Origin of the sequence: Mycobacterium sp. GA-1841 (genome assembly GCF_001954135.1) — a bacterium.
Classification (GTDB): domain Bacteria; phylum Actinomycetota; class Actinomycetes; order Mycobacteriales; family Mycobacteriaceae; genus Mycobacterium.
The window spans coordinates 188,291-211,577 of sequence record NZ_MBEQ01000110.1 but is presented as its reverse complement, the minus strand read 5'-3'; the positions used below and the strand labels follow the sequence as shown (position 1 = coordinate 211,577).

At 67.6% G+C, this 23,287-nt stretch carries 21 protein-coding genes; 8 read left to right on the top strand and 13 right to left on the bottom strand.

The window, feature by feature from the left end:
- Positions 1-16: 16 nt before the first annotated feature.
- Both A5740_RS25645 and A5740_RS25640 read right to left on the bottom strand, forming a co-directional pair.
- The gene (locus tag A5740_RS25645) at positions 17-835 is read right to left on the bottom strand and encodes a rhomboid-like protein (protein ID WP_175616358.1); all 819 of its coding nucleotides are present in this window, start codon (positions 833-835) and stop codon (positions 17-19) included.
- A gap of 37 nt (positions 836-872) precedes the next feature.
- Complete coding sequence (locus A5740_RS25640; protein ID WP_076198783.1) at positions 873-1,760, bottom strand: adenylate/guanylate cyclase domain-containing protein; 888 nt, start codon at positions 1,758-1,760, stop codon at positions 873-875.
- A gap of 228 nt (positions 1,761-1,988) precedes the next feature.
- Between A5740_RS25640 and A5740_RS25635 the strand changes: the two genes are divergently transcribed.
- Positions 1,989-3,008 (top strand): oxygenase MpaB family protein, encoded by a 1,020-nt coding sequence (locus tag A5740_RS25635; protein ID WP_076198781.1) that lies wholly within the window; start codon positions 1,989-1,991, stop codon positions 3,006-3,008.
- A 27-nt stretch (positions 3,009-3,035) separates the two neighbouring features.
- On the top strand, positions 3,036-4,265 hold the full coding sequence (locus A5740_RS25630; RefSeq protein ID WP_076198779.1) for an acyl-CoA dehydrogenase family protein: 1,230 nt from the start codon (positions 3,036-3,038) through the stop codon (positions 4,263-4,265).
- On the opposite strand, the gene A5740_RS25625 is transcribed toward A5740_RS25630, so the two are convergent.
- The 5 genes from A5740_RS25625 to infC all read right to left on the bottom strand — a co-directional run bounded on the left by A5740_RS25625 (position 4,262) and on the right by infC (position 6,877).
- On the bottom strand, positions 4,262-4,723 hold the full coding sequence (locus A5740_RS25625) for a hemerythrin domain-containing protein (RefSeq protein ID WP_083654418.1): 462 nt from the start codon (positions 4,721-4,723) through the stop codon (positions 4,262-4,264). The genes A5740_RS25630 and A5740_RS25625 overlap by 4 nt on opposite strands.
- A 109-nt stretch (positions 4,724-4,832) precedes the next feature.
- Positions 4,833-5,618 carry an RNA methyltransferase gene (locus A5740_RS25620; protein ID WP_076198775.1) on the bottom strand — a complete coding sequence of 262 codons (786 nt, stop codon included), beginning with the start codon at positions 5,616-5,618 and terminating at the stop codon, positions 4,833-4,835.
- Between the two features lie 11 nt (positions 5,619-5,629).
- Complete coding sequence (rplT, locus tag A5740_RS25615) at positions 5,630-6,019, bottom strand: 50S ribosomal protein L20 (RefSeq protein ID WP_003885175.1); 390 nt, start codon at positions 6,017-6,019, stop codon at positions 5,630-5,632.
- 40 nt (positions 6,020-6,059) lie between these two features.
- Positions 6,060-6,254: a 50S ribosomal protein L35 gene (gene rpmI, locus A5740_RS25610; RefSeq protein WP_066898154.1), complete on the bottom strand. Its 195-nt coding sequence runs from the start codon at positions 6,252-6,254 to the stop codon at positions 6,060-6,062.
- 23 nt (positions 6,255-6,277) lie between these two features.
- Positions 6,278-6,877 (bottom strand): translation initiation factor IF-3, encoded by a 600-nt coding sequence (gene infC / locus A5740_RS25605; RefSeq protein WP_175616367.1) that lies wholly within the window; start codon positions 6,875-6,877, stop codon positions 6,278-6,280.
- Between the two features lie 263 nt (positions 6,878-7,140).
- Here infC and A5740_RS25600 point away from each other — a divergent pair, with 263 nt between their 5' ends.
- From A5740_RS25600 to A5740_RS25590, 3 genes are all read left to right on the top strand, one after another.
- Positions 7,141-7,503, top strand: coding sequence for a DUF1844 domain-containing protein (locus tag A5740_RS25600; protein ID WP_067767860.1), 363 nt, complete (start codon positions 7,141-7,143; stop codon positions 7,501-7,503).
- A gap of 68 nt (positions 7,504-7,571) precedes the next feature.
- Complete coding sequence (gene lysX, locus A5740_RS25595; RefSeq protein ID WP_076198771.1) at positions 7,572-10,895, top strand: bifunctional lysylphosphatidylglycerol synthetase/lysine--tRNA ligase LysX; 3,324 nt, start codon at positions 7,572-7,574, stop codon at positions 10,893-10,895.
- A 47-nt stretch (positions 10,896-10,942) separates the two neighbouring features.
- On the top strand, positions 10,943-12,304 hold the full coding sequence (locus A5740_RS25590; RefSeq protein WP_083654417.1) for an alpha/beta hydrolase-fold protein: 1,362 nt from the start codon (positions 10,943-10,945) through the stop codon (positions 12,302-12,304).
- Between the two features lie 18 nt (positions 12,305-12,322).
- On the opposite strand, the gene A5740_RS25585 is transcribed toward A5740_RS25590, so the two are convergent.
- Entirely contained in the window at positions 12,323-13,405 is a 1,083-nt protein-coding gene (locus tag A5740_RS25585) for a hypothetical protein (protein ID WP_076198769.1), read from the bottom strand.
- Entirely contained in the window at positions 13,402-14,742 is a 1,341-nt protein-coding gene (locus A5740_RS25580) for a hypothetical protein (RefSeq protein WP_371454810.1), read from the bottom strand. Before A5740_RS25580 ends, A5740_RS25585 begins: the two co-directional genes overlap by 4 nt.
- A gap of 63 nt (positions 14,743-14,805) precedes the next feature.
- Between A5740_RS25580 and A5740_RS25575 the strand changes: the two genes are divergently transcribed.
- The gene (locus A5740_RS25575) at positions 14,806-15,258 is read left to right on the top strand and encodes a hypothetical protein (RefSeq protein ID WP_076198767.1); all 453 of its coding nucleotides are present in this window, start codon (positions 14,806-14,808) and stop codon (positions 15,256-15,258) included.
- A 27-nt stretch (positions 15,259-15,285) separates the two neighbouring features.
- On the opposite strand, the gene A5740_RS25570 is transcribed toward A5740_RS25575, so the two are convergent.
- The 3 genes from A5740_RS25570 to A5740_RS25560 all read right to left on the bottom strand — a co-directional run bounded on the left by A5740_RS25570 (position 15,286) and on the right by A5740_RS25560 (position 18,795).
- Entirely contained in the window at positions 15,286-16,506 is a 1,221-nt protein-coding gene (locus A5740_RS25570) for a CHAT domain-containing protein (protein WP_076198765.1), read from the bottom strand.
- Positions 16,488-18,224: a hypothetical protein gene (locus tag A5740_RS25565; RefSeq protein WP_076198763.1), complete on the bottom strand. Its 1,737-nt coding sequence runs from the start codon at positions 18,222-18,224 to the stop codon at positions 16,488-16,490. Before A5740_RS25565 ends, A5740_RS25570 begins: the two co-directional genes overlap by 19 nt.
- 67 nt (positions 18,225-18,291) lie before the next feature.
- Complete coding sequence (locus tag A5740_RS25560; RefSeq protein ID WP_076198761.1) at positions 18,292-18,795, bottom strand: lipoprotein LpqH; 504 nt, start codon at positions 18,793-18,795, stop codon at positions 18,292-18,294.
- An 88-nt stretch (positions 18,796-18,883) separates the two neighbouring features.
- On the opposite strand from A5740_RS25560, the gene A5740_RS25555 reads away from it, so the two are divergent.
- Both A5740_RS25555 and A5740_RS25550 read left to right on the top strand, forming a co-directional pair.
- Positions 18,884-19,168, top strand: a complete 285-nt coding sequence (locus A5740_RS25555) for a hypothetical protein (RefSeq protein ID WP_076198759.1) — start codon at positions 18,884-18,886, stop codon at positions 19,166-19,168.
- A gap of 3 nt (positions 19,169-19,171) precedes the next feature.
- The gene (locus tag A5740_RS25550; protein ID WP_076198757.1) at positions 19,172-20,338 is read left to right on the top strand and encodes a winged helix DNA-binding domain-containing protein; all 1,167 of its coding nucleotides are present in this window, start codon (positions 19,172-19,174) and stop codon (positions 20,336-20,338) included.
- Here the strand turns inward: A5740_RS25550 and uvrA are convergent.
- Positions 20,335-23,229, bottom strand: a complete 2,895-nt coding sequence (gene uvrA, locus A5740_RS25545; protein WP_076198756.1) for an excinuclease ABC subunit UvrA — start codon at positions 23,227-23,229, stop codon at positions 20,335-20,337. The two genes, A5740_RS25550 and uvrA, sit on opposite strands and share 4 nt — an antisense overlap.
- Positions 23,230-23,287 lie beyond the last annotated feature (58 nt).

Below are 23,287 nucleotides of genomic sequence, written 5' to 3'. Positions count from 1 at the left end.
ATGCGTTTCGCCTCAGCTACGCGCGTGGGCGCCCAGACGGGGTGGAGCGTGCGCGCTGCGGGTCCAGCCGATCGTCGACGAGGGCCGTCGTCGGCGTCAACGCGTCGGTCGTGACCGCACCGAGCATTCCCGCCGCCCCGACGATCCAGAACATCGTGGGGTCCCCGGCCAGCAACGCGATGCCGAACACTGACGCGGCCGCCAACAGGAGGTACCGACCGGCGCTGAAGCCCTGCGATGGTCCAAGACGGGTCGAGACCACCATGCCGAGCACCAGTGCCACCACGTGGCCGATGTCGGTGAAATCCGGCCCCTGGGCAACCACGGCCAGGGCCGCGGTCAGCCAGAAGCCGATCCACGCCGGACGCCAGCGCGGCGCGATCGCCGCGGTCAACGCACCCAACACGGCGGCCGCCCCATAGCTCATCCCGACGTCGACATCACGGCTGACCGACGCCGGGGTCCATCCGGCCTTCACCGCCACCGTGAGGCCGACCGCCACGAGCACGGTGGCGCCCACATGCCCGACCACGAATGTCACCATCAGACGTGCACTGCGCCAAAGCAATTCGGCCAACGCCAGCAGGCAGATCAGCCCGGGCAGCCAGGCGTACACCGGCCCGGCGTCGGTGACGAAGGCACTGCTGAGCAGGGTGCCGAGATGTCCGTGCCGCAGGTTGTGCAGATTGGTGCTGACATCGCCGAGGATCTGATCGTGAGTGTCGGGGTCGAGTCCCCAGAGCGCAGCCGTCACCGCCGTGAGGATCGCTGCGTACGCCAGCGTGACCGGAATCCGGGCCAGCTGGGCCAGCGTCGCCGACACGCACCTGAGCACCCGATCAACTATCCGCCCGCAGGCGCGCCCGGGACGCTCAGCGCGCTGGCAACTGCCTGGGAGTTTTCACGCGGTACATCACCAGGTCCTCGGGTACACCCTCGGGTTTGGCCGAGAACATCTGCCGCCGTTGGCGTTTGACACTGACACCGAGGCGGGCCAGGTCTTCTGCGGCAATCGCATCCAGAGTGGTGTGCGACACCATCAGTCCCCCGGTGGCAGCCCGCGCCATCACCCGGGCGGCGATGTTCACGTCGACGCCGAGCCAGTCCGATCCGATGCGTTGGGGGCGGCCGGTATGGATACCGATCCGCACGCGCGGCGCATAGCCGTCCATGTCGATGCCCTTCACGCCATCGAGCGCGACGAGCATGGCGCGCAGCGCGGTCCCCGGATCGGCGAACACCGCCATCATGCCGTCACCCATGCGTTTGACGATGTGACCGCCGGCTTCCAGCACCGGAGGCTCGATCACCTGGGCCACCCGCCGCAACAACCGCAGGGTGGCGTCGTCACCCGAGCGCAACGACCACGATGAGAATCCGACCAGATCGGTGAACACGAGCGTCACCTCAGGGTTTGCCGGCGTTCCGGAGACCCGTTCGGTCAGCGCCTGCCACACCTGCAGCGCGCCCAGGCTCACCTCGCGGGTGGCGGCATCACGGTCGAGTAGCCGATCGGCCATGCGTGCGGCGGCGCGGGGGCCACCCTCACCCGAAGCCGAGAGCCGGTCACCGAAATCCGGATCGCCGGGCAGCGCGCGCCGCACCCGCCGGACCAGGTCGACGATTGCGGGGCTGTGGTTGGTGCGTTGCACCCATCCCAACGGGCCCGGCAATCCGGTCGGCTGAACGGGCCGCTGCTGCGGCGCCTGCTCGACGTCCCCACTTCCGCCGGACGGGTCATCGAACGGCTCGCCATCCACGCCGCCAGCGTATGTGCCCCACAGACCGGGCGGCAATCATGCGCCATCCGGCTTTGCTCGGATCCCCGTGGTTCCGCGAAACCAGCCTGGTCACGAGGCTGTGGCGTGGTGATAGCCGGCGGATAACAGTGCGCCGAGGCGCGGCGCGCCAATGTAGACAACGCACGTTGTCAACACTATCGTTGGGCTCAGCTGTGATCCAAGTCATGACGAGTCAACGGGGACGCGATGACCACACAAGCCACCGTCGGCAGCCGCCACGATCCGCTCGGCCCGGATTCATTGACGTGGAAGTACTTCGGCGACCTTCGTACCGGGATGCTGGGCGTGTGGATCGGAGCGATCCAGAACATGTATCCAGAGCTCGGCGCCGGCGTCGAGGAACATTCGATCCTGCTGCGTGAACCGCTACAGCGGGTGGCACGGTCGGTCTACCCGATCATGGGTGTGGTCTACGACGGCGACCGAGCGGCCGGCACCGGCGCGCAGATCAAGGGTTTCCACACCACGATCAAAGGGGTCGACAGCCAGGGCCGGCGCTACCACGCCCTCAACCCGGAGACGTTCTACTGGGCGCACGCCACGTTCTTCATGCTGATCATCAAGACCGCCGAGTATTTCTGCGGCGGGCTGACCGAAGCCGAGAAACGACAGCTGTTCGACGAGCACGTGCAGTGGTACCGGATGTACGGGATGAGCATGCGCCCGGTCCCCAAGACCTGGGAGGAATTCCAGGACTACTGGGACGCCAAGTGCCGTGACGAGTTGGAGATCAACCGGGCCACGCTCGACATCTTCACCATCCGGATTCCCAAGCCGTGGTTTGTGCTGATGCCGACGCCGGTATGGGATCAATTGTTCAAACCCCTTGTCGGAGCACAACGTTGGATCGCGGCTGGATTGTTCGACCCGGCGGTGCGGGAGAAGGCCGGCATGCGCTGGACCCCCGGCGACGAGGTACTGCTGCGGATCTTCGGCAAGGCCGTCGAACTGGCCTTCGTCGCAGTGCCCGACGAGATCCGACTACACCCGCGGGCGCTGTCGGCCTACCGCCGCGCGGCCGGGAAGATTCCGGCCGACAGCCCACTCGTGGAAGCACCGGCCTTCATGGCCCCACCGCGGGACCGCCGGGGGCTGCCGATGCACTATCTGCCGCGCCGCAAGACGCTGCTGGACCGGGCCGGGGCCCTGGTGCACACCACGTTCTCCCTGCCTGCGCTACGCCCGGCCCGACGCTCCGCCGCCTGATTCTTGACACGTGTCTAAGCTGTCGGAATGCTTGATTGGTCTGACGTAGACATCGCCGTCCGCGACGCAGTACGCGAGTTCGTGGACAAGGAGATTCGACCCCACCTCGACGCGCTGGAAAGCGGCGAGATGGAGCCCTACCCCATCATCCGGAAGTTGTTCTCCACCTTCGGCATCGACACGATGGCCGCCGAAGCCCTCGACAAGCGGCTGACCAAGCTGCGCTCGGGCGAGAAGACGTCGGGTTCGGGCGGCGGGATGTTCGGCGGCGGCGGGTCGCCCGGTATGGGGTTCGTCCTGATCAGCGAACTGTGCCGGGTGTCGATGGGCCTGGTCACCGGCATGGGCGTCAGCCTGGGCCTGACGGTGCCGACCATTCAGAGCCGCGGCACCCTGGCGCAGCAGGAACGCTGGCTTCCCGGACTGGTCACCTACGAGAAGATCGGCGCCTGGGCGATCACCGAACCGGATTCGGGGTCGGACGCTTTCGGGGGCATGAAGTCCTATGTGGTGCGCGATGGCGACGACTACATCCTCAACGGGCAGAAGACCTTCATCACCAACGGGCCGGACGCCGACGTGGTGGTCGTCTACGCCAAGCTCGACGAGGGCAACGGGGCCGACAAGCGCGACCGCAAGGTACTGACCTTCGTGCTCGACCGCGGCATGGAGGGCTTCGTGCAGTCGAAGCCGTTCCACAAGATGGGTATCCACTCCTCGCGGACCGGTGAGCTGTTCTTCAACAATGTGCGGCTGGGCCGTGATCGACTGCTCGGTGAAACCGAGAACAACGAGGCCGGCGACGGCCGGGACAGCGCCCGATCCAGCTTCTCGGCCGAACGCATCGGGGTGGCCGCGATGGCGCTGGGCGTCATCGAGGAATGCCTGCGGCTGTCGGTCGATTACGCCAAGACCCGCACCCTGTGGGGCAAGGAGATCGGCCAGTTCCAGCTGATCCAGCTCAAGCTGGCCAACATGGAAGTGGCCCGGATGAACGTGCGCAACATGCTGTTCCGCGTCATCGAGTCGGCGCAGGCCGGCACGCCGGTCTCGTTGGCCGAGGCGTCGGCGATCAAGTGGTACTGCTCGCAAGCCGCCACCGACGTCGCGATGGAAGCCGTGCAGTTGTTCGGCGGCAACGGTTACATGACCGAGTACCGCGTCGAGCAGCTGGCCCGCGATGCCAAGTCGCTGATGATCTACGCCGGCAGCAACGAGGTACAGATCACCCACGTGGCGCGGGGTCTGCTCAGCTAAATCGGACCGTGCAGCGGGCCGGCAATCATCTGCCGGCCCGGATGTGCCTCGCGCCACCCGGCCATCGCGGCATCCCAGTCGTCACCGTCGAGCGTGGTGAGCGCCGCCGGGAACAGTCCGTCCTCTTCCTTGGCGATGTGTGCGTAGAGCTCCTCGATCTCGGCGCGCACCCGCTTCTGATGGTCGGGATCGGTCAGGTCGACGACTTCGAGGAAAGCGGCCAGCTCGCGATGTTCGGCCACCAGTGGGTCGATGTGCTCGGCGTAGAGCTCGTCGGTGTGCATCACCGCGAACAGCCCGTTCTCCTCGCCCTGCCAGTGGGAGCGCAACTCCTCGAACATCGCCGTCAGACGCTGTGCGGCCACGTCGAGTTCGCCGCGGTCCAGCGCGCGTACCGCTTCCCGGCCGTGGTCGACGGACCGTTCATGTTCGGCGATGTAATCGCGCAGCAGCGGCATGTCCCGGCATCCGCAGTATTGGCACATGGCTCGACCTTAGATCCCGGCACGAGCAGACGTAGATGTCCCCGACACCCCGAGGGTTTCGGGACATCTGCGTCTGCTCGCGTTAGAGACGGTGCGCGCGGGCGCTCTGGTACAGGCAGATCGAGGCGGCCGAGGCGATGTTGAGGCTTTCGGAATGCCCGGGCATCCGGATGTGCACCCGGTGATCGGCGACTGCGGCCAATTCGGTTGACAGACCGTGCGCTTCGGGGCCGAACAGCCAGGCGGTGGGCGGCGTGAGGTCGACATGATCGAGGTTGGCCTCACCGTCGACCGTGGTGGCCAGCACCTGCAACCCTGCCGCCTGCAGTTGCGCCACGACGGCCGACTCATCGAGCTCGCTGATCACCGGTAGCGAGAAGATGCTGCCGGCCGAGGCGCGCAGGCACTTGCTGTTGTACGGGTCGACGCTGTTGCCGGCCAGGACTACCGCATCGGCACCCATGGCGTCGGCGGCGCGGATCAAGGTGCCGGCGTTGCCGGGCTCCGAGATCTGCACCGGTACCGCGATCAACCGCGGTGCGGCGGCCAAAACGTCATCGAGGGATACCTCCGGCAGCCGGCACACCGCCACCAAACCGACCGGAGTGACGGTGTCCGACAAGGCTTTTGCGGCGCGGTCGGTCACCACGTAGACCGGTGCACCGGCGAGCAACTCACCGAACCGGTCGAGCGCGGCCTCGGTCGCGAACACCTCGGAAACGACACCGCGCCGCAACGCTGCCTCGACGAGGTTGGGACCTTCGGCGAGAAAGCGTGCGGCGCGGCGACGTGCGACGGCGCGGTGCAGCTTTACGGCTGCGGCGACGCGGTCAGCCCGCTCGGTGAGCGCAGTGGCTGAGCCACTCATTCAGCGGAGCTTCAGGCGGCTTCACCGGAGGGCGCGTTCACGTCCTCGGGCAGCGCGGCCTTGGCGACCTCGACCAGCGCGGTGAACGCGGCGGCGTCGCTCACGGCGATCTCGGCCAGGTTCTTGCGGTCCACCTCGACGCCTGCGGCCTTCAACCCCTGGATCAGGCGGTTGTAAGTGATGTCGTTGGCGCGGGCCGCGGCGTTGATACGCGAGATCCACAGCTTGCGGAACTCGCCCTTACGGGCCCGGCGGTCCCGGTAGGCGTAGGTCAGCGAATGCAGCTGCTGTTCCTTGGCCTTGCGGTACAGGCGCGACCGCTGACCGCGGTAACCCTTCGAGGCCTTGAGTACGGTACGCCGCTTCTTCTGGGCGTTGAGTGCGCGCTTCACGCGTGCCATGGGATGTTCCTATTCTCGATCGGTACGGGGAGCGGCAGGTCTAGCCGTTGAGCAACTTGTTGACACGCTTGGTGTCGTTGGCCGCCACCACGGTGCGGCCGTCGAGCCGGCGGGTGCGCTTGGTGGGCTTGTGCTCCAGCAAGTGGCGGCGGTTGGCCTTCTGCCGCACGATCTTTCCGGTCCCGGTCTTGCGGAACCGCTTGGAGGCACCGCTGTGGGTCTTCGCCTTGGGCATGAATCCTCAGTTCTCTTGTGAAACTAGTTCTGCGTTGCGTCTGGTTCTTGGGTGTCGGCCTGCTGCCCGCCCGGGCGCTCGGCCTGCTCCGCCGCCTTGGCGCGAGTCTTCGCGCCGCGGTGCGGGGCCAGCACCATCGTCATGTTGCGGCCGTCCTGCTTGGCTGACGTCTCGACGAAGCCGTACTCGGCCACGTCTGCGCCCAACCGCTGCAACAACCGGTACCCGAGTTCGGGCCGGGACTGCTCACGACCACGGAACATGATGGTCACCTTGACCTTGGATCCGGCTTCGAGGAAGCGGACCACATGGCCCTTCTTCGTCTCGTAGTCGTGATCGTCGATCTTGGGACGCAGCTTCTGTTCCTTGACGACGGTCTGCTGCTGGTTTTTGCGAGACTCGCGCTCCTTGAGAGCCGTCTCGTACTTGAACTTGCCGTAGTCCATGATCTTGCACACCGGCGGCTTGGCGCCTGGTGCAACTTCGACAAGGTCGAGATCGGCATCCGCGGCGACGCGGAGAGCGTCTTCGATGCGCACAATGCCTACCTGCTCGCCACCTGGTCCGATCAGGCGGACTTCTGGTACACGAATGCGCTCGTTGACGCGGGTCTCAGTGCTGATGGGGCCTCCTATGTTGGGTCTGCTGAGGAGACCCGCCCATCCGCACTTCTGCCCCGTAGAACAGAAAAGCCCTGCTGAAAGCAGGGCCCATATGCCGACCGATCACGGCTTGCGCCGCCTGCACCCCAATTCTGGAGCACAGAACCGGCGTCCGAGGACACCGGCGACCGGACCGCTGTACCTTGTGGCCAACGGTGGGAGTGGGACTCCACTTGCTGTCCCTGACAAATGTCGGGACGGTCGCGCATGACAGTCTAGCAGGCATGACCGATCCAACTGAAACGCCCGACGACGCGACGTCGCAGGTCGTGCGTGACCTGGCCGAGATTCCCGCCGTCGAAGTGATCACCCGGGCCGCGGTCATGTTGATGAGCGCCGCCGCGGAGAAGATCGGTCTGTCCGCCGAGGACCCCGAGGATAGCCCGCACCGCGACCTCGACGAGGCCCGCCGCCTCATCACCGCACTGGCCGGGTTGGTAACCGCTTCGGCCGAATTTCTGGGGCCACACGCAGGCCCGGTGCGCGACGGCCTCAAGAGCCTGCAACTGGCCTTCCGTGAAGCCAGCGTCGCACCCGAAGAGCCGGGCAAAGGACCGGGCGAGAAGTACACCGGGCCGGTCTGGTAGCCGGCTAGGTAGGTGTCTGTGCGCGCGCTCGGCCCAATTGACGGGTTGACCGCCTATTCTCCGGGCGTATGACCGTTCTCAATCGCGGGCACCGGACTCCGACTCAACCGGTGTCGAGGTTTTCCTGGGTGCCCACGGCAGCCGGGTGGACCGTCGGGATCATCGCGACCCTGTCGCTGATCGCCAGCGTGTCCCAGACGGTGCGCTGGTTGATCCAGGTGCCGCGAGAATTCGTCAACGATTACATCTTCAACTTTCCCGACACCAGTTTCTCGTGGGCCTTCGTGCTGGCACTGCTGGCGGCGGCGCTGGCCGCGCGCAAGCGGATCGCCTGGTGGATCCTGATGCTCTACTTCGTCGGCGCGATCGGCTGGAACGTCGGCGATCTCGCCACCGGCGGCGACCCGGTTGCCGAAGACGTCGGCGAGGTCATCGGGTTGGTGTTCCACGTCGCCGCGATCGCCTTCCTGGTGTTGGCCCGCAACGAATTCTGGGCCAAGGTGCGCCGCGGCGCGCTGGTCAAATCCGCCGTGGTGCTCATCGCCGGGATGGCGATCGGCATCCTGGCCGCGTGGGCACTGCTGGAATTGTTCCCCGGCACCCTGCCGCCGGAGTGGCGGCTGCTGTATGCGGTCAACCGCGTCAGCGGCTTCGCCACGGTGCCCACCGACGTGTTCGAGGGTTACTCGCACCCGTTCCTCAACGCCATCTTCGGTTTGTTCGGAGCACTGGCGTTGATGGCGGCCGCGGTGGTGCTGTTCCAGTCCCAGCGCGCCTCCAACGCCCTGACCGGCGAGGACGAGTCAGCGATCCGGGGATTGCTCGAGCTCTACGGCAAGAACGACTCGCTGGGCTACTTCGCCACCCGCCGCGACAAGTCGGTGGTGTTCGCCCCGAACGGACGCGCCGCGATCACCTACCGCGTCGAGGTCGGGGTCTGCCTGGCCAGTGGCGACCCGGTCGGCGACCCGAAGGCGTGGCCGCAGGCGATCGCCGCGTGGCTGCAGTTGTGCCAGACCTACGGCTGGGCGCCGGGGGTGATGGGCGCCAGTTCGACTGCCGCCGAAGCGTTCCGGGCGGCCGGGCTCAACGCGCTGCAACTCGGTGATGAAGCGATCCTGTACCCGGACCACTTCCGGCTGTCCGGGCCCGACATGCGCGCGGTGCGCCAGGCGGTCACCCGGGCGCGGCGGGCCGGCACCTCGGTGCGGATCCGCCGCCACCGCGAGCTCGACGAGGCGGCCATGGCGAAGGTCATCGAGCGCGCCGACGCCTGGCGCGACACCGAGACCGAACGCGGGTTCTCGATGGCACTGGGCCGGCTCGGTGACCCCGCCGACGGGGACTGCCTGTTGGTCGAGGCCGTGCAGGCCGACGGGGGCGGCGAGAAGGTGGTGGCCTTGCTCTCGCTCGTCCCCTGGGGCACCAACGGAGTCTCGCTCGACGTCATGCGCCGCTCCCCCCAATCACCCAACGGCACCATCGAACTGATGGTCAGCGAACTGTGCATGCAGTCCGAAGGCTTTGGGATCAGCCGTATTTCGTTGAACTTCGCGATGTTCCGGTCGGCGTTCCAACAGGGTGCGCAGCTGGGCGCGGGTCCGGTGGCCCGGCTCTGGCGGGCACTGTTGGTGTTCTTCTCCCGCTGGTGGCAGTTGGAGACGCTGTACCGCTCGAACATGAAGTATCAGCCCGATTGGGTGCCCCGGTACGCCTGCTACGAGGACGCGCGGCTGATCCCGCGGGTCGGGGTGGCCTCGGTGATCGCCGAAGGCTTTCTGGTGTTGCCGTTCTCGCGACGCAACCGTCAGCACACCGGCGACCATGTCGCCGCCCCGGCTGACCTGCTGCAATCCGGCCGGCTGCACCATGACGGCAGTGCCCCTGACCTGACCGGAATCGCGGCGGAGGCCGCCGGTGGCAATGGTCAGCAGCGACTGCCCGAGCAGGTTCGCGTGCGGATGGCCAAACTGCGCCAACTGCAGGCCGAAGGGGTGGACGCCTACCCGGTGGGCCGCGCCCCCAGCCACACGGTCGCCACCGCCCTCGACACGGCAGACGGCACCAGCGTCACGGTGGCCGGGCGCATTCTGCGGGTCCGCGATTACGGCGGCGTGCTCTTCGCCGAACTGCGTGACTGGTCGGGCGACGTCCAGCTGCTCCTCGACAACAGCACACTCAGCGATGCCACGACCACCGACTTCACCTCGACGATCGACCTGGGCGATCTGATCGAGGTCAGCGGGGCGATCGGCCGCAGCCGCACGGGCACTCGCTCTCTACTGGTCGAACGCTGGCGGCTGATCGGCAAGTGCCTGCGTCCGCTGCCCGACAAGTGGAAGGGTCTGACCGACCAAGAGGCCCGGGTCCGGGCCCGCTACGTCGACCTCGCGGTCAACACCGAAGCCCGCGAGCTGATCCGGGCCCGCAGCGGCGCCCTGCACGCCATTCGGGAAACGTTGTACGCCAAGGGTTTCCTGGAGGTGGAGACGCCGATCCTCCAGCAGATCCACGGCGGCGCCAACGCCCGCCCGTTCCTGACCCACATCAACGCCTACGACCTGGATCTCTACCTGCGGATCGCCCCGGAGCTCTACCTCAAGCGCCTGTGCGTGGGAGGTGTCGAGCGGGTCTTCGAGCTGGGCCGGGCGTTCCGCAACGAAGGCGTCGACTTCAGCCACAACCCCGAGTTCACGCTGCTGGAGGCCTACCAGGCGCACGCCGACTACAACGTGTGGATCGACGGCTGCCGTGAGCTGATCCAGAACGCCGCGGCCGCCGCCAACGGCGCGCAGGTCTTCCAACGACCACGAGCCGACGGCGTCCTCGAGCCGGTCGACATCTCCGGTAGCTGGGCGGTCAAAACCGTGCACGATGCGGTCTCGGAGGCACTCGGCGAGCACATCACCGTCGAAACCGATCTGGCCACGCTGCGTCGGCTGTGCGATTCGGCCCACATCCCCTACCTGACCCACTGGGACGCCGGGGCCGTGGTGCTGGAGATGTACGAGCACCTGGTCGAGGACCGCACCACCGAACCCACCTTCTACAAAGACTTCCCGACGTCGGTGTCGCCGCTGACCCGGCCACACCGCAACGTCGCCGGCGTTGCCGAACGCTGGGACCTGGTGGCCTGGGGTGTCGAACTCGGCACTGCCTACAGTGAACTGACCGATCCTGTCGAACAGCGCCGCCGCTTGCAGGAACAGTCGTTGCTGGCCGCCGGCGGCGACCCCGAGGCGATGGAACTCGACGAGGATTTCCTGCAGGCCATGGAGTACGCGATGCCGCCGACGGGAGGTCTCGGCATGGGCGTGGACCGCGTGGTCATGATGATCACCGGTCGCAGCATCCGCGAAACCCTGCCGTTCCCGCTGGCGAAACCGCGTTAGCAGGTTCTTCACAGCCGTTCACAAGAATCGGCGACGACGATATTGCTGTGACGTTCACCCACCACCTGTCCTTGATGCACGGCTGGGTCCCGACCAGTGTCCAGGCCATCACCGCCGTGGTGTTGATCGCCGCGATCGGCTGGCGCACCCGCCGCTGGGCGCTCATCTGGTTGCCGTTGGCCGCCGCGGTCGGTGGCGTTCTGGTGGCGGGCACCAACTGGTACATCCAGTCCGAAGGCCTGGCCGGCAATCCCGCGCCGCGGTCCCTGTGGGTGTGGATCGGGTTGACCGGAGCGGCCGTGGTGATCCTGGTCGCCGGCTGGCGCGGCAGCCGGTGGTGGCGCCGGGGCACCGCGGTGATGGCGGTGCCGTTGACCGTGCTGTGCGTGGCGTTGGCGGTCAACCTCTGGGTGGGATATTTCCCATGGGTACAGACCGCGTGGAACCAGTTGACCGCCGGTCCGCTACCCGATCAGACCGATCAGGTCACCGTGACCGCCATGCAGCGTCAAGGCCGGGTGCCGGCCAAGGGCACCGTGGTCCCGGTCGAGATCCCCAGCACGGCTTCGGGTTTCCGGCATCGAGGCGAGTATGTCTACCTGCCGCCGGCGTGGTTCGCCGCCAATCCCCCGCCGCGGTTGCCGACGGTGATGATGATCGGTGGTGAGTTCAACACCCCGGCCGACTGGATGCGAGCCGGCAATGTGATCAAGGTGATGGACGACTTCGCCGCCGCTCACCGCGGCTATGCCCCGGTTCTGGCGTTCGTCGACCCGGGCGGCACCTTCAACAATGACACCGAATGCGTGAACGGGAAACGCGGCAACTCGGCCGATCACCTCACCAAAGATGTTGTGCCGTACATGAACAGCCACTACGGAGTCAATCCGGCGGCCGCCAACTGGGGCATCGTCGGCTGGTCGATGGGCGGGACCTGCGCGGTGGACCTGGCCGTCATGCATCCCGAGTTGTTCAGCGCGTTCGTCGACATCGCCGGTGACGTCGGCCCGAACTCGGGAACCAAGGCGCAGACGATCGACCGGTTGTTCGGCGGGAACGCCGCGGCCTGGGACGCTTTCGACCCCAGCACGGTGATCAACCGGCACGGTCAGTACGCGCAGACGGCCGGCTGGTTCGACGTCAACGACGCATCTTCAGGCGGTAAACCCGGGGGCCAGGTCAACGACCAGGCCAAGGCGGCCAATACGTTGTGCGGGCTCGGGTCCAGGCACGGCATCTCCTGCGCGGTGGTGACCCAACGGGGCACCCACGACTGGCCGTTCGCCAGCCACGCGTTCTCCATGGCCCTACCGTGGCTGGCCGGCGCCATCGACACCCCGGAGGTACCGGCGGTCGGGCTGCCGCAGGCCTCGGCCGCACCGGCCTTCATCCAGACCGCGGCAAAGTAGGGACGGCGAAGTAGCGACTCAGTAGTCGGATTCGGCCGCGACCACCTCGGCAAGGAAGGCATCCTCGGGTACCGCCGCAAGCCTGGCCCGAGCCAGCGTGCGCACCCGATCCCGCGTCTCGGCCGATTCCGCCCCGTTCGCCGCCCCGATCCCTACCGTGGCCTGTGACCAGTCCAGGTTCCACACCTGGGTTTCACTGAGACGCTGACCGCCTGGATCGCGCAACGACAGGACGGCGCGGCCGTCGAGATCGAGGACACCGGAACCGACAGCGCCACCGGCGCGCAATTCCACTGCGACGCCCGACGGAGAATCCGAGCCGGCGAGCGCGACCTGCACCACTGCGTCGGCACCCGCGGTCACCGACCACTCGATGGCGCCCTCGGCGGCGTCGAACATGCCGGGCGGCACCGCCGCCCACTCGACCGACGCCACGCCACCGGCGATCCGGTCCGCCGCACGCGATGGTCCACCCCGGCCGGCGGCCAACGCGAAGTCCTCCCGCCGAGGAGCCGCCGCGACGATCTCGGGCCAATCCAGCCCGATCTCGGCAGCCACCTCGCGGCAGTCGTCGATCAATGCCACCACTCGGGGGTCGCCTTCTGCGGCAAGAATGTTCAGTGCGGCCAGCTGTGGGGCGAGCAACTGGGCGGGTTCCGAGTCGAGGGTGTCGTCGGTGAAGTAATCCTCGGCCGCGACCGTCAGCAGGGCCACCTCGGCGTCGAGCAGACCGGGGTCCAGCGGCGCGATGCCGTCACGGTCACTGGCCGGCCACCAGCGTCGTAGCCAGTGCCCGAAGGCCAGCCGGCGCAGCAGATCCGTCGATCCGGGCAGGATCTCCACGCCGGCCAGATCGACCGGTTCCCCGGGTTCTCGAAGTCGCACGGCCTCGAGGATCTCGACGTGGCCAGAGTCACCGAGCACGCGCCACAGCCAATCAGCGCGGGCGGGATCGGTGAACGTGATCGACGGCGGGGCGGCGGCGTCACCGTCGGCCACCCACGCCAGCACGGCGCCGCTGACTTCCAGGACCGCGACCAACGGCGGGGCGAGGCTCAGCGGACCGGTGCTCCACAGGCCGCCGTCGGCAACCAATCTCACGGTGCCACCTGCATTTCCAGCATCGACTTGATCTGCTGCCGATGGTCCAGGCTGACCGACCTGGCCACCCCTTCCAGCAGTGACCGCAGGTCGTCGACGTCTGCGCAGGACTCCTGCCACACGTCACGGCCGTGCAGACGCGCCCACAACCGGCTCAGATAGGGCCGGGCGAAACCGGTCAGATCCGCGACGACCTGGCGCTGGCGGGGGTGGATGGGTCCGCCGTCGGAGGCATAGCGTCGCGCGTGCAGCACATAGGCCTCCTTGGCCAGCCGGGCCTGGATGCGAGCCGACAGTTGGTAGCGGCCCGTCCTCGCCGCGTCGAGCGGATGGAGATCCCGGGCAACTTCGATTCCCGCCAGAAGGCCGGCCTGTTTGTCCTCGGCGAGCAGTCCCCATGGTGCGCAGGCCCGGTCCACCTCCTCGGCACACAGCATCGGGATATCGGGCAGTTCATCGCGATCCAGCGCACGCCGCAACGTGGCCCGCACCCGGTCCACCACGCTGCGGTCCAGGGGGCGGTCACTGTCGACGGGACCGCTGATCGACGGGGGCCGTTGGGGCAGGGTCGAACTCAATCCGGTGTCGACGATCGACCACGGCAACGCGGTGTTCGGCCATCGCGCGCGAGCCCCCAGGTTGTAGGGCGTGGCGTCGGCCACCAGAGCTGACCACACCCGCTGACGTGCCGCTTCGGCGCGGCGGGAGTCGGCAGGACCGAGCACGGTGGCCAGCCCGGCGAAGAACGGATCGATGATCGCATCGGAGGCCACGATGTCATCCCAGCTGCGCTCCAACTGGCGGCGCAACCGGTCGAGGACCTGCGGGTCGGCCGCATACCGGTTGAGCGACTCGATGGCGGTCCGGTCCCGGCCGTCGTGCAGGTCGGCCAGCACCCCGGCGGCCACCTCGGCTCGGTCGGATGCCGGGGCGCCGCGGGTCACCGCGAGTTCGAAACACACCGGGAAATACAGCTCCTGGGCGTTGCCGCTGGTGATGCGCAACCGCCGGCGCTGCGCTTTGAGCTCAGTGAACCAGCCTGCGGCGGCCCGCAATTGCGGCGCGCAACGCATCATCTGCTCGTGCAGCTCGGCGGCCGTCTCCGGCGTCAGCACCGGTGCTGAGAAGTGCGTGTTGCTGCGCAGTCTGAGCACCAGTGGATCGATGATGCGTTTGACGGTCCGGCGCAGCGGTCCGCCGTCGTCGGTGCTGAACACCTCGACTCCGGGGCCGAGTGCACGCCAGGCCCGGTCGATCACCGCGCGGCGAGGCGCCGGCGAGTTCGGGCGAGGATGCGCCGCGGCCTGCGCCCCCGCCGTCTCGGACCCGATGCTCACCAAGCACACGATAGGGGGGCGAAGTTGGGTTCGGTAGCCTGCGGTCGGCCGGAGCCTGGTGAGATGACCGACGCCGTGCTGCTCGCCGTTCTGTGGTTGCTCTGCTGCGGTGCCCTCGGCGCCGCATTGACCGCCGTCCCGCGGGCCTGCTGTCAGCGGCCGGAAGACGAGGCCGACGAGCGTCTGGCCACGCTCGCCGAGCTGGCGGCCGAATTCGACCACATGCTGGTGCGCAAGGGCCTGATGACCGCCACGCAGCTCGCCCTGTTCCGCACCGGGACCCGGTCCCGCGGGATCGTCACCGGGATGCGCCCCACCGGGACGATCCGCGAGGACCACGGGGAGGTCGAGCTCGATCTGATGGTCAGCCGGTGCGGTGGAGGCCAGTTTCCGGTGCGGCAGCGGATGCTGATCCCGATCTCGGCGCTGGCGAAGCTCTCTCCCGGCAGCGTGGTCGACGCGTACTACCGCCCCGGCGATGAGCGCAGCGTCGCGGTGTGCGTCGCCCCGGTCTGATTCAGCGGTCTGATTCAGCGGCCTGATTCAGCGGGCGCCGTCGACGGTGAAGGTGGCCAGCGCAGCCCAATAGAGCGGACTGGCGCTGAGGTCCCCGTCCCGCCAACGTCGCATCTGGGCGCGTTGCCAACGGTTGACTGCGCGCCCCGCCTCAACCTCGCGATGGGCCAGGTCCACACCGACCACGGTCTCCCCCATCGGATCGTGCGCCGGATCCGTTGAGCCGGAGGCGAACCGGCGGTATCCGGCAGTGGTGGGCAGCGGCCACAGCGTCGCCGTGACGAGCTCGGCCCCGCCCAGCACCATCGCCGCCACCAGGCCAGTGGCTTCGTCGAAGCGGTAGTCCCCGCCGGAGGCACAGGCCAGCAGCGCCACTCGGGGCGGGACTGCGAGGCCGGCCGCAATGAGGTCGGCCGCGCTCAGGGCGCGGTCTTCGGCGAGGTGCAGGGCCGCTCGATCTGCTTGTCCGGCACCACCTTCGGCGGCGCTGGCGTGCCCCACATAGAGCAACCGGGAGGGGGTGTCCGCACACACCTTCGCCAGCCAGTGCCGGTCGATGTCGGTGCGGCGGAACAATTCTTCGGACGCGGTCACCGCGGGCCACAGCCGGCCGGTTTCCACCAGCGGCGCGAAATGGCGGGCCAGCACGGTCTGAGGCGAGGGCCGGCCCAGGACTGAACCCAACGCCGAATCGGGGCGCTGCCCGGGGATTCGCGGGTCGAGCACCAGCGCGGCGGGTTCGTCTCGGCGCGCCGTCCAGTTGGTGGTGCTGCGGGGTGCGTGCACGATGTTGGGCGGCACCGCCATCAGCACATCGACCAACTCCATCAACCGAAATCGATGTCGGTCGGGCATGACCAGCTGACCCCAGGGCACCCGGGCCAGGTTCGGACTGGGGGTGATGAACAATGCGGCCCGTGGGGACGCCACATAATCGGCCAGCAGGTTCCAGCCGTCTTTGGCGATCAGCCGTGCCCCAAGATCGCCGGCCCACTTCAGCTCACGCTTCGGCTCGGCGAAAGGCCCTGTGGCGACCGCTCTTTCGATGGCGTCGGCGGGAGCTTCCGCGTCACGCGGATCGGGCAGGGCCAGGTCCAGCGCGTCGTAGAGCGTGTGCAGTTCCGGTTCTTCGAGCACCCAGGTGACAGACCGGGCAGGCTCCCCCACCACGCGCAGGCTCGCGTAGGTCACGATGCCGACATCGGCGAAGCGCAGCACCAGGGTTGCGGTCATGGCCAGGTCGTCCATTCCGGCTCCGGCGAGGTGACGATCCGGCCATAGCGCTCCCGGGCCAGTTCGCGGTATCGAGTCAAGATCGGAGCGGCCTGCGGGTCCATGCGCAGCGGCGGCAGCGGCCCCAGCCTGGTCAGCGCGCCCTCGCCGAACGAGGGCGCCGCAGCCGCGACCGCCAATTCTGGGGCCAGTTCCGCCTCCGGTGGGACCGGGGCGGTGGCCGTGTCGGCCCAGTCCGCCGCCTGGTGCGCCGTTGGTTCAGAACTGAACGTTCCCCTGGCGCTGTGGTATTCGATCAACTCGCAGACCAATTCGGTGTTGTCCCACTCCCAGGCCACGGCGAACGCGCCGGCGAGCATTGGCGCGGAGACGCAACCGGCCCAACGCATGCGGGCACCGGCGTCGGCAATCGTGTAACGCACCGAGTCGACCGCGAGCGCGGCGGGCACCTTGAGATCGGCGGCGCGCTCCAACATCGCCATGCCGCTGCGGTACTTCTTGCTGCCGGGGCGGCAGTTGAACACTCCCTTGCCGGAAGCGTGGATCGCCTCGACTTCCTCCCAGCTCTGGTCCGGCCGGCCAAGTCCGTCAAAACCCATCTCGGACAGGGCGCGAGCCCGCCAGATGTTGCCCAGGTGAGCATCGAGGCGGGCGTACTGCAGCCAACTGTGTCGCGGCACGGAGTCCAGCAGGTCGCGCGCCTCGGCCACCATCGCCGCAGCCTGGTCGAAAGCGCCACGGAACACGGCAATCCAGCTGCGTTGCAACAAGATCCGATGGATGTTCAAAGGTTTGCCCAACTCACGCCAGTGCCGTTCGGCGTACTCCCAGCACTGGTCCGCCTCTCGCAGCGCACCGATCCCCAGGCGGATCAGGCCGAAGTACAGCCAGCTTCGCGAGACGTCGTGGGCGCGAGCGTGCTCGGCGATCACCGGGTAGGCCTCGGTGACCAGGTCTTGGGTGTCGCTGTATTCGGCGGCCGTCCAGCAGGCCGCGGCCTGTTCCAGTTGGGCCCGGGCTCGCAACAGTGCCCAGCCGTGAGCCTCGGCGCGCGCAGCGGCCCGGCGCAGCCAGGGCTGGGCTTCGTCCAGCCGTCCGGACTCCACGCAGAACCGGCCGTAACCGAGGGCGCCGGTGACGAACAGATGGTCGTCCTCGGCGTCGACGCCGGCCGCTGTGCAGGCGTTCAACGATTCGGTGACCGCATCCCACAGCGGGGCTGATGCGGCGTACAGATCGTCGTCACACAGGCCACCGGCAACCAGAATGCGGGCGCGGCACACCAAGCGTCGGTGTTCGTCGTCGAGATCCTCAGGGCCGCCGGGCATTTCGGCCAGTGTCTGCAGAAACGTTGCGGCCTGGTCGTGCTCGCCTCGCGCGGCGGCCAGCCCCGCCCGCAGGAACTCGACGCGCCGGCCGTAGCGGCAGATCATGTGGTCGATCTCAGCCTCGGACAGGCTGACGTGGCCTGCGGCTTCCGGCATGGTTCCGGACCGGATCGCGGTGTAGATGGCCAGACAGTCGTCGATTCGTCGGATGCTCTCCAGCACACCGTCATAGCCGCTGCGGACCAAATACATCTCGCCCAGTTGGGCGAACACCTCGAGGGCGAAATCGTCGCGGTCGGCCTCTTCGATGCGGGGCATGAGTGCCGCCAACAGGTCGTGTGCGGCCTGCTCGTCGGCGGCCAATGCGAGGTGGCGTGCGCGGTCCAACTCCTCCACGATCGTCACACCTGCATCATAGGAAAGCGGCGGGCGTAGATGAGACGCCCGCCGCATCCGGCAGTCTCCGGGTGGCTCAGCTGCAGCTCACCGTGATGGTGAACGGCTTGTTGACCATCCCGGCCATCGGATTGTTCATGTCGGCACCGGAGGCCTCACCGGTGATGGTGTACGTGTCACCGTCAACCTTGACCTCCGCCGAACCGACCTTGGCGCCCATGGCCTCACTGACCGCCAGCGCACTGCCGTCGTACACCAGGCCCAATGATTCGACCTTCGGGGTCGCCTCGTCGGTCATCACGACTCCCAGGCCCTGCTGGCCACCGATCGCGGCGCTGCCCACGTTGATCTTGCCGCCCTGCTTGACGCAGGTGACCGAGTTGAGGTCGAGGCCGGCCAGATCCTTACCGTCGACCTTGACCACGGTGGTGCCGCCGCTGCTGACCTTTGCCTCACCGGCGGGTTGCGCTGCTGCGGCAGCAGGCTTCTCGGAGGTGTCCGCCGGCTTGTCGTCCGAGCATCCGACCAACACCGCACCGGTGGCCAGCAGTCCCATGGCGCCTGCGATGACTCGATTCATGTGCGTTCCCTTCGCTTCGTTTGCGTCGCCCCGATGGCTCCGTCGTGCGCCCAGTCAAGGCCGCACCGAGCGCTACCGATCCCAAGAAATGTCGGTTGTCCCAGGTACCGTGGGTGGTGTGAGCAAGGAGCCAGTGCAGCCGGACCGTCCGGAGGAACCCGAGACGGGCTACACCCCCGCGGGCGTGCCGACGTTCGACGCGGTGCGGGAGAAGATCGAGACCCGGTACGGCACCGCGCTCGGCGCCTCGGAGCTGGCCGCCGAAACACCCGAGGGTCGCTCGGCGGAGGAGCAGTACGAGAAGCGTCAGCAGGCGGCCGCAGAGCGTCTGCAACAGATCCGTGAGTCCATGCACGAGCAGGATGACGCCTGATCCGTGCGCTCATTCACCTTGGCGGAGCGTCGCGCCCGGTTGGCGCGGCGCCATTTCCTGAGCCGGCCGGCCGAGTCGATCGATGCCGCGACCGCCGCCTTCGTCGGTCTACACGCAACCGACCCGTCGACTCCGTACCTGTCCCTGTGGGCACGAATGCCCGGATTCGGCGTCCCTGATCTGGATGCGGCACTCTACGAAAAGCGCTCGCTGGTCAAACATCTTGCGATGCGACGCACATTGTGGATCGTGCGCGCCAGAGATCTGGCGCTGGTGCAGGCCGCTGCCAGTGAGCGGGTGGCCGGCAACGAACAGCGCAAACTGGCCGGCGATGTGGAGAAGGCCGGTGTCGCACCGGACGGCCAAAAGTGGCTGGATGCCGCGCGCACGGCGGTGCTCGACCACCTCGAACAGCACGGTCCCACCAGCGCCAAAGACCTGCGCGCCGCGCTGCCGGAGTTGGCCGGCCGCCACGATCCCGCGCCCGGCAAACGGTGGGGCGGCGAAACTCCCTTGGGTCCAAGGGTTCTGACAGTTCTCGGGGTGCGCGGTGAGATCGTGCGTGGCCCCAATGACGGCGGCTGGAACACCTCCCGGCCCCGATGGACGCTCATCACCGACTGGCTGGGCGCGCCATTGCCCGCTGCTGAAACCGGTCATGCCCGCGCCGAACTGGTCCGCTCCTGGCTGCAGACATTCGGCCCGGCGACACTCACCGACATCAAGTGGTGGTTCGGTAACACCCTGACCTGGGCCCGGCAGGCTGTACATGATGTCGGCGCGGTCGAGGTCGACGTATCGGGAACACCTGGGTTCGTCCTGCCCGACGATCTCGAGGTCGAGCCCGACGTGGAGCCGTGGGCCGCGCTTCTTCCCGGGCTCGACGTCACCACCATGGGGTGGTTCGACCGGGACTGGTACCTCGGCGATCACCGCGGCCAGGTTTTCGACCGCAACGGCAACGCCGGCCCCACCGCATGGTGGGACGGGCGGATCGTCGGCGGTTGGGGCCACGACGCCGACGGACGCATCCAGCTGCATCTGCTGGAAGAGATCGGACGCGACGGCACCCGCGCGTTGCAGGAGCGCGCCGACGCACTCACCGAGTGGCTGGCCGGCGTACGTGCCAGCCCCCGGTTCCCGTCGCCCTTGTCCAAACGATCGGTCTAAGCGCTGACCTTGCGCCGATTGGGTTTCGGTGCCGGCACGTCGATCAACTCGGCCAGGAACCTGCCGGTGTAGCTGGCCGGATCGGCCGCCACATCCTCCGGGGTGCCCTGGGCCACGACCGTGCCGCCGCCGGCGCCCCCCTCGGGACCCATGTCCACAATCCAGTCGGAGGTCTTGATCACGTCGAGGTTGTGCTCGATGACGATCACCGTATTGCCCTTGTCCACAAGGCCGTTGATCACCTTGAGCAGCTTGCGGATGTCCTCGAAATGCAGACCGGTGGTGGGCTCGTCCAGGATGTACACGGTGCGCCCGGTCGACCGCTTCTGTAGTTCGGCGGCCAGCTTGACGCGCTGTGCCTCACCGCCGGACAGCGTCGGCGCCGGTTGCCCCAACCGCACGTAACCCAGGCCGACGTCGACCAGAGTCTTGAGGTAGCGGTGGATCGAGCTGATCGGCTCGAAGAACTCGGTGGCCTCCTCGATCGACATGTCCAGCACTTCGGCGATGGTCTTGCCCTTGTAGTGCACCTCGAGGGTTTCCCGGTTGTACCGCGCGCCCTGACACACCTCACACGGCACATACACGTCGGGAAGGAAGTTCATCTCGATCTTGATGGTGCCGTCACCCGAGCAGGCCTCGCACCGGCCGCCCTTGACATTGAACGAGAACCGGCCCGGCTGGTAACCGCGGACCTTGGCCTCGGTGGTGGCGGCGAACAGTGACCGGATCTTGTCGAACACCCCGGTGTAGGTGGCCGGGTTGGACCGCGGGGTGCGACCGATCGGCGACTGGTCGACGCGGACCAACTTGTCCAGCTGATCGAGACCGTTGACCCGGGTGTGCCGGCCGGGCACCTGGCGGGCGCCGTTGAGCTTGTTGGCCATCACCGCGGCCAGGATGTCGTTGACCAGAGTCGACTTGCCCGAGCCGGAGACGCCGGTGACCGAGGTGAGCACGCCGAGCGGAAACGCGACGTCGATCTCCTTGAGGTTGTTCTCCCGCGCGCCGACGACAGTGACTTGGCGACGTTTGTCGGTGGGTCGCCGGACCGCCGGCACCTCGATGCTCTCCTTGCCGGAAAGGTAAGCGCCCGTGATGGATTCGGGGTTGGTCAGCAGATCCTGGTAGGTGCCGCTGTGCACGATCCGGCCGCCGTGCTCACCGGCGGCCGGGCCGATGTCGACCACCCAGTCGGCATGGGCGATCGTGTCGAGGTCATGCTCGACGACAATCAGGGTGTTGCCGAGGTCGCGCAGCCGCACCAGGGTGTCGATCAGCCGGCGGTTGTCGCGCTGATGCAGACCGATGGACGGTTCGTCGAGCACGTAGAGCACCCCCACCAGACCGGAGCCGATCTGCGTGGCCAGCCGGATGCGTTGCGCCTCCCCGCCGGACAGCGTCGCGGCCGCGCGCGACAGCGACAGGTAGTCCAGACCGACGTCGAGCAGGAACCCGAGCCGCGACTGGATCTCCTTGAGCACCTGCCCGGCGATCGCCTGCTCGCGGGTGCCCAAGGTCAGCGCGTTCAAGAAATCGGCGCAGTCCGCGATCGACAGCTCGGCCACTTCGGCAATCGATTTCGCGCCGAACTCCCCCGCCGCCATCGTCACCGCGAGGATCTCGGGCTTGAGCCGGGTGCCTTCGCACTCCGGGCACGGGATGTCGCGCATGAAACCCTCGTAGCGTTCCTTCATCTGCTCCGAGTCGGTCTGCTCCATGCGCCGCTGCAGGAAGGCCATCACGCCCTCGAAATCGGCGTAGTAGGACCGGGGGCGGCCATACCGGTTCTTGTAGCGGACGTGCACCTGGTGGTCGCAGCCCTCCAGGATCGCCCGTCGCGCCTTGGCCGGGAGCTTCTTCCACGGGGTGTCGACGTCGAACCCCATCTCCTCACCGAGCCCGGACAGCATCCGGGTGAAGTACTCGGCGCTCTGCCCCACCGCCCAGGGCGCGATAGCCCCTTCGGCCAGGGTGAGCTCCGGGTCCGGGATCACCAGTTCCGGGTCGACCTCTTTGCGGATGCCCAGGCCCGTGCACTCCGGGCAGGCGCCATAGGGCGAGTTGAAGGAGAACGACCGCGGTTCCAGATCGTCGACGGCCAGCGGGTGACCGTTGGGGCAGGCCAGCTTCTCGGAGAAGCGCTGTTCCCGGTGCGGGTGGTCGTCCTCGCGGTCGACGAACTCGAGTACGACGATGCCGTCGGCCAGGTTCAGCGCGGTCTCCACCGAATCGGTGAGCCGCTGCTTGGAACTGGCCTTCACGGTGAGGCGGTCGACGACCACCTCGATGTCGTGCTTCTCCTGCTTCTTCAGCTTGGGCGGATCGGTCAGCGGATGCACCACACCATCGACCCGCACACGGCTGTAGCCCTGCGTGTTGAGCTTCTCGAACAGGTCGACGAACTCACCCTTGCGGGTGCGGACCACCGGCGCCAGCACCTGGAACCGCAAGCCCTCGTCCATCGCCAGCACCTGGTCCACGATCTGCTGCGGCGTCTGGCGGGCGATCCGCTCCCCACAGACCGGACAGTGCGGGGTGCCGGCGCGGGCGTAGAGCAGACGCAGGTAGTCGTACACCTCGGTGATGGTGCCGACCGTCGACCGGGGGTTGCGGTTGGTCGACTTCTGATCGATCGACACCGCGGGCGACAGACCCTCGATGAAGTCGACATCGGGCTTGTCCATCTGCCCGAGGAACTGCCGGGCGTACGCCGACAGCGACTCCACATAACGGCGCTGCCCCTCGGCGAAGATGGTGTCGAAGGCGAGCGAGGACTTGCCGGACCCCGACAGGCCGGTGAACACGATCAGCGCATCACGCGGCAGATCGAGGTCGACTCCTCGCAGATTGTGCTCGCGGGCACCCTTGACGATCAGGCGGTCAGCCACGCGGTTCCTTTCCAAAAACAGACTTCCCGCCCATGCTATGTGCGCCCACCGACAAGCC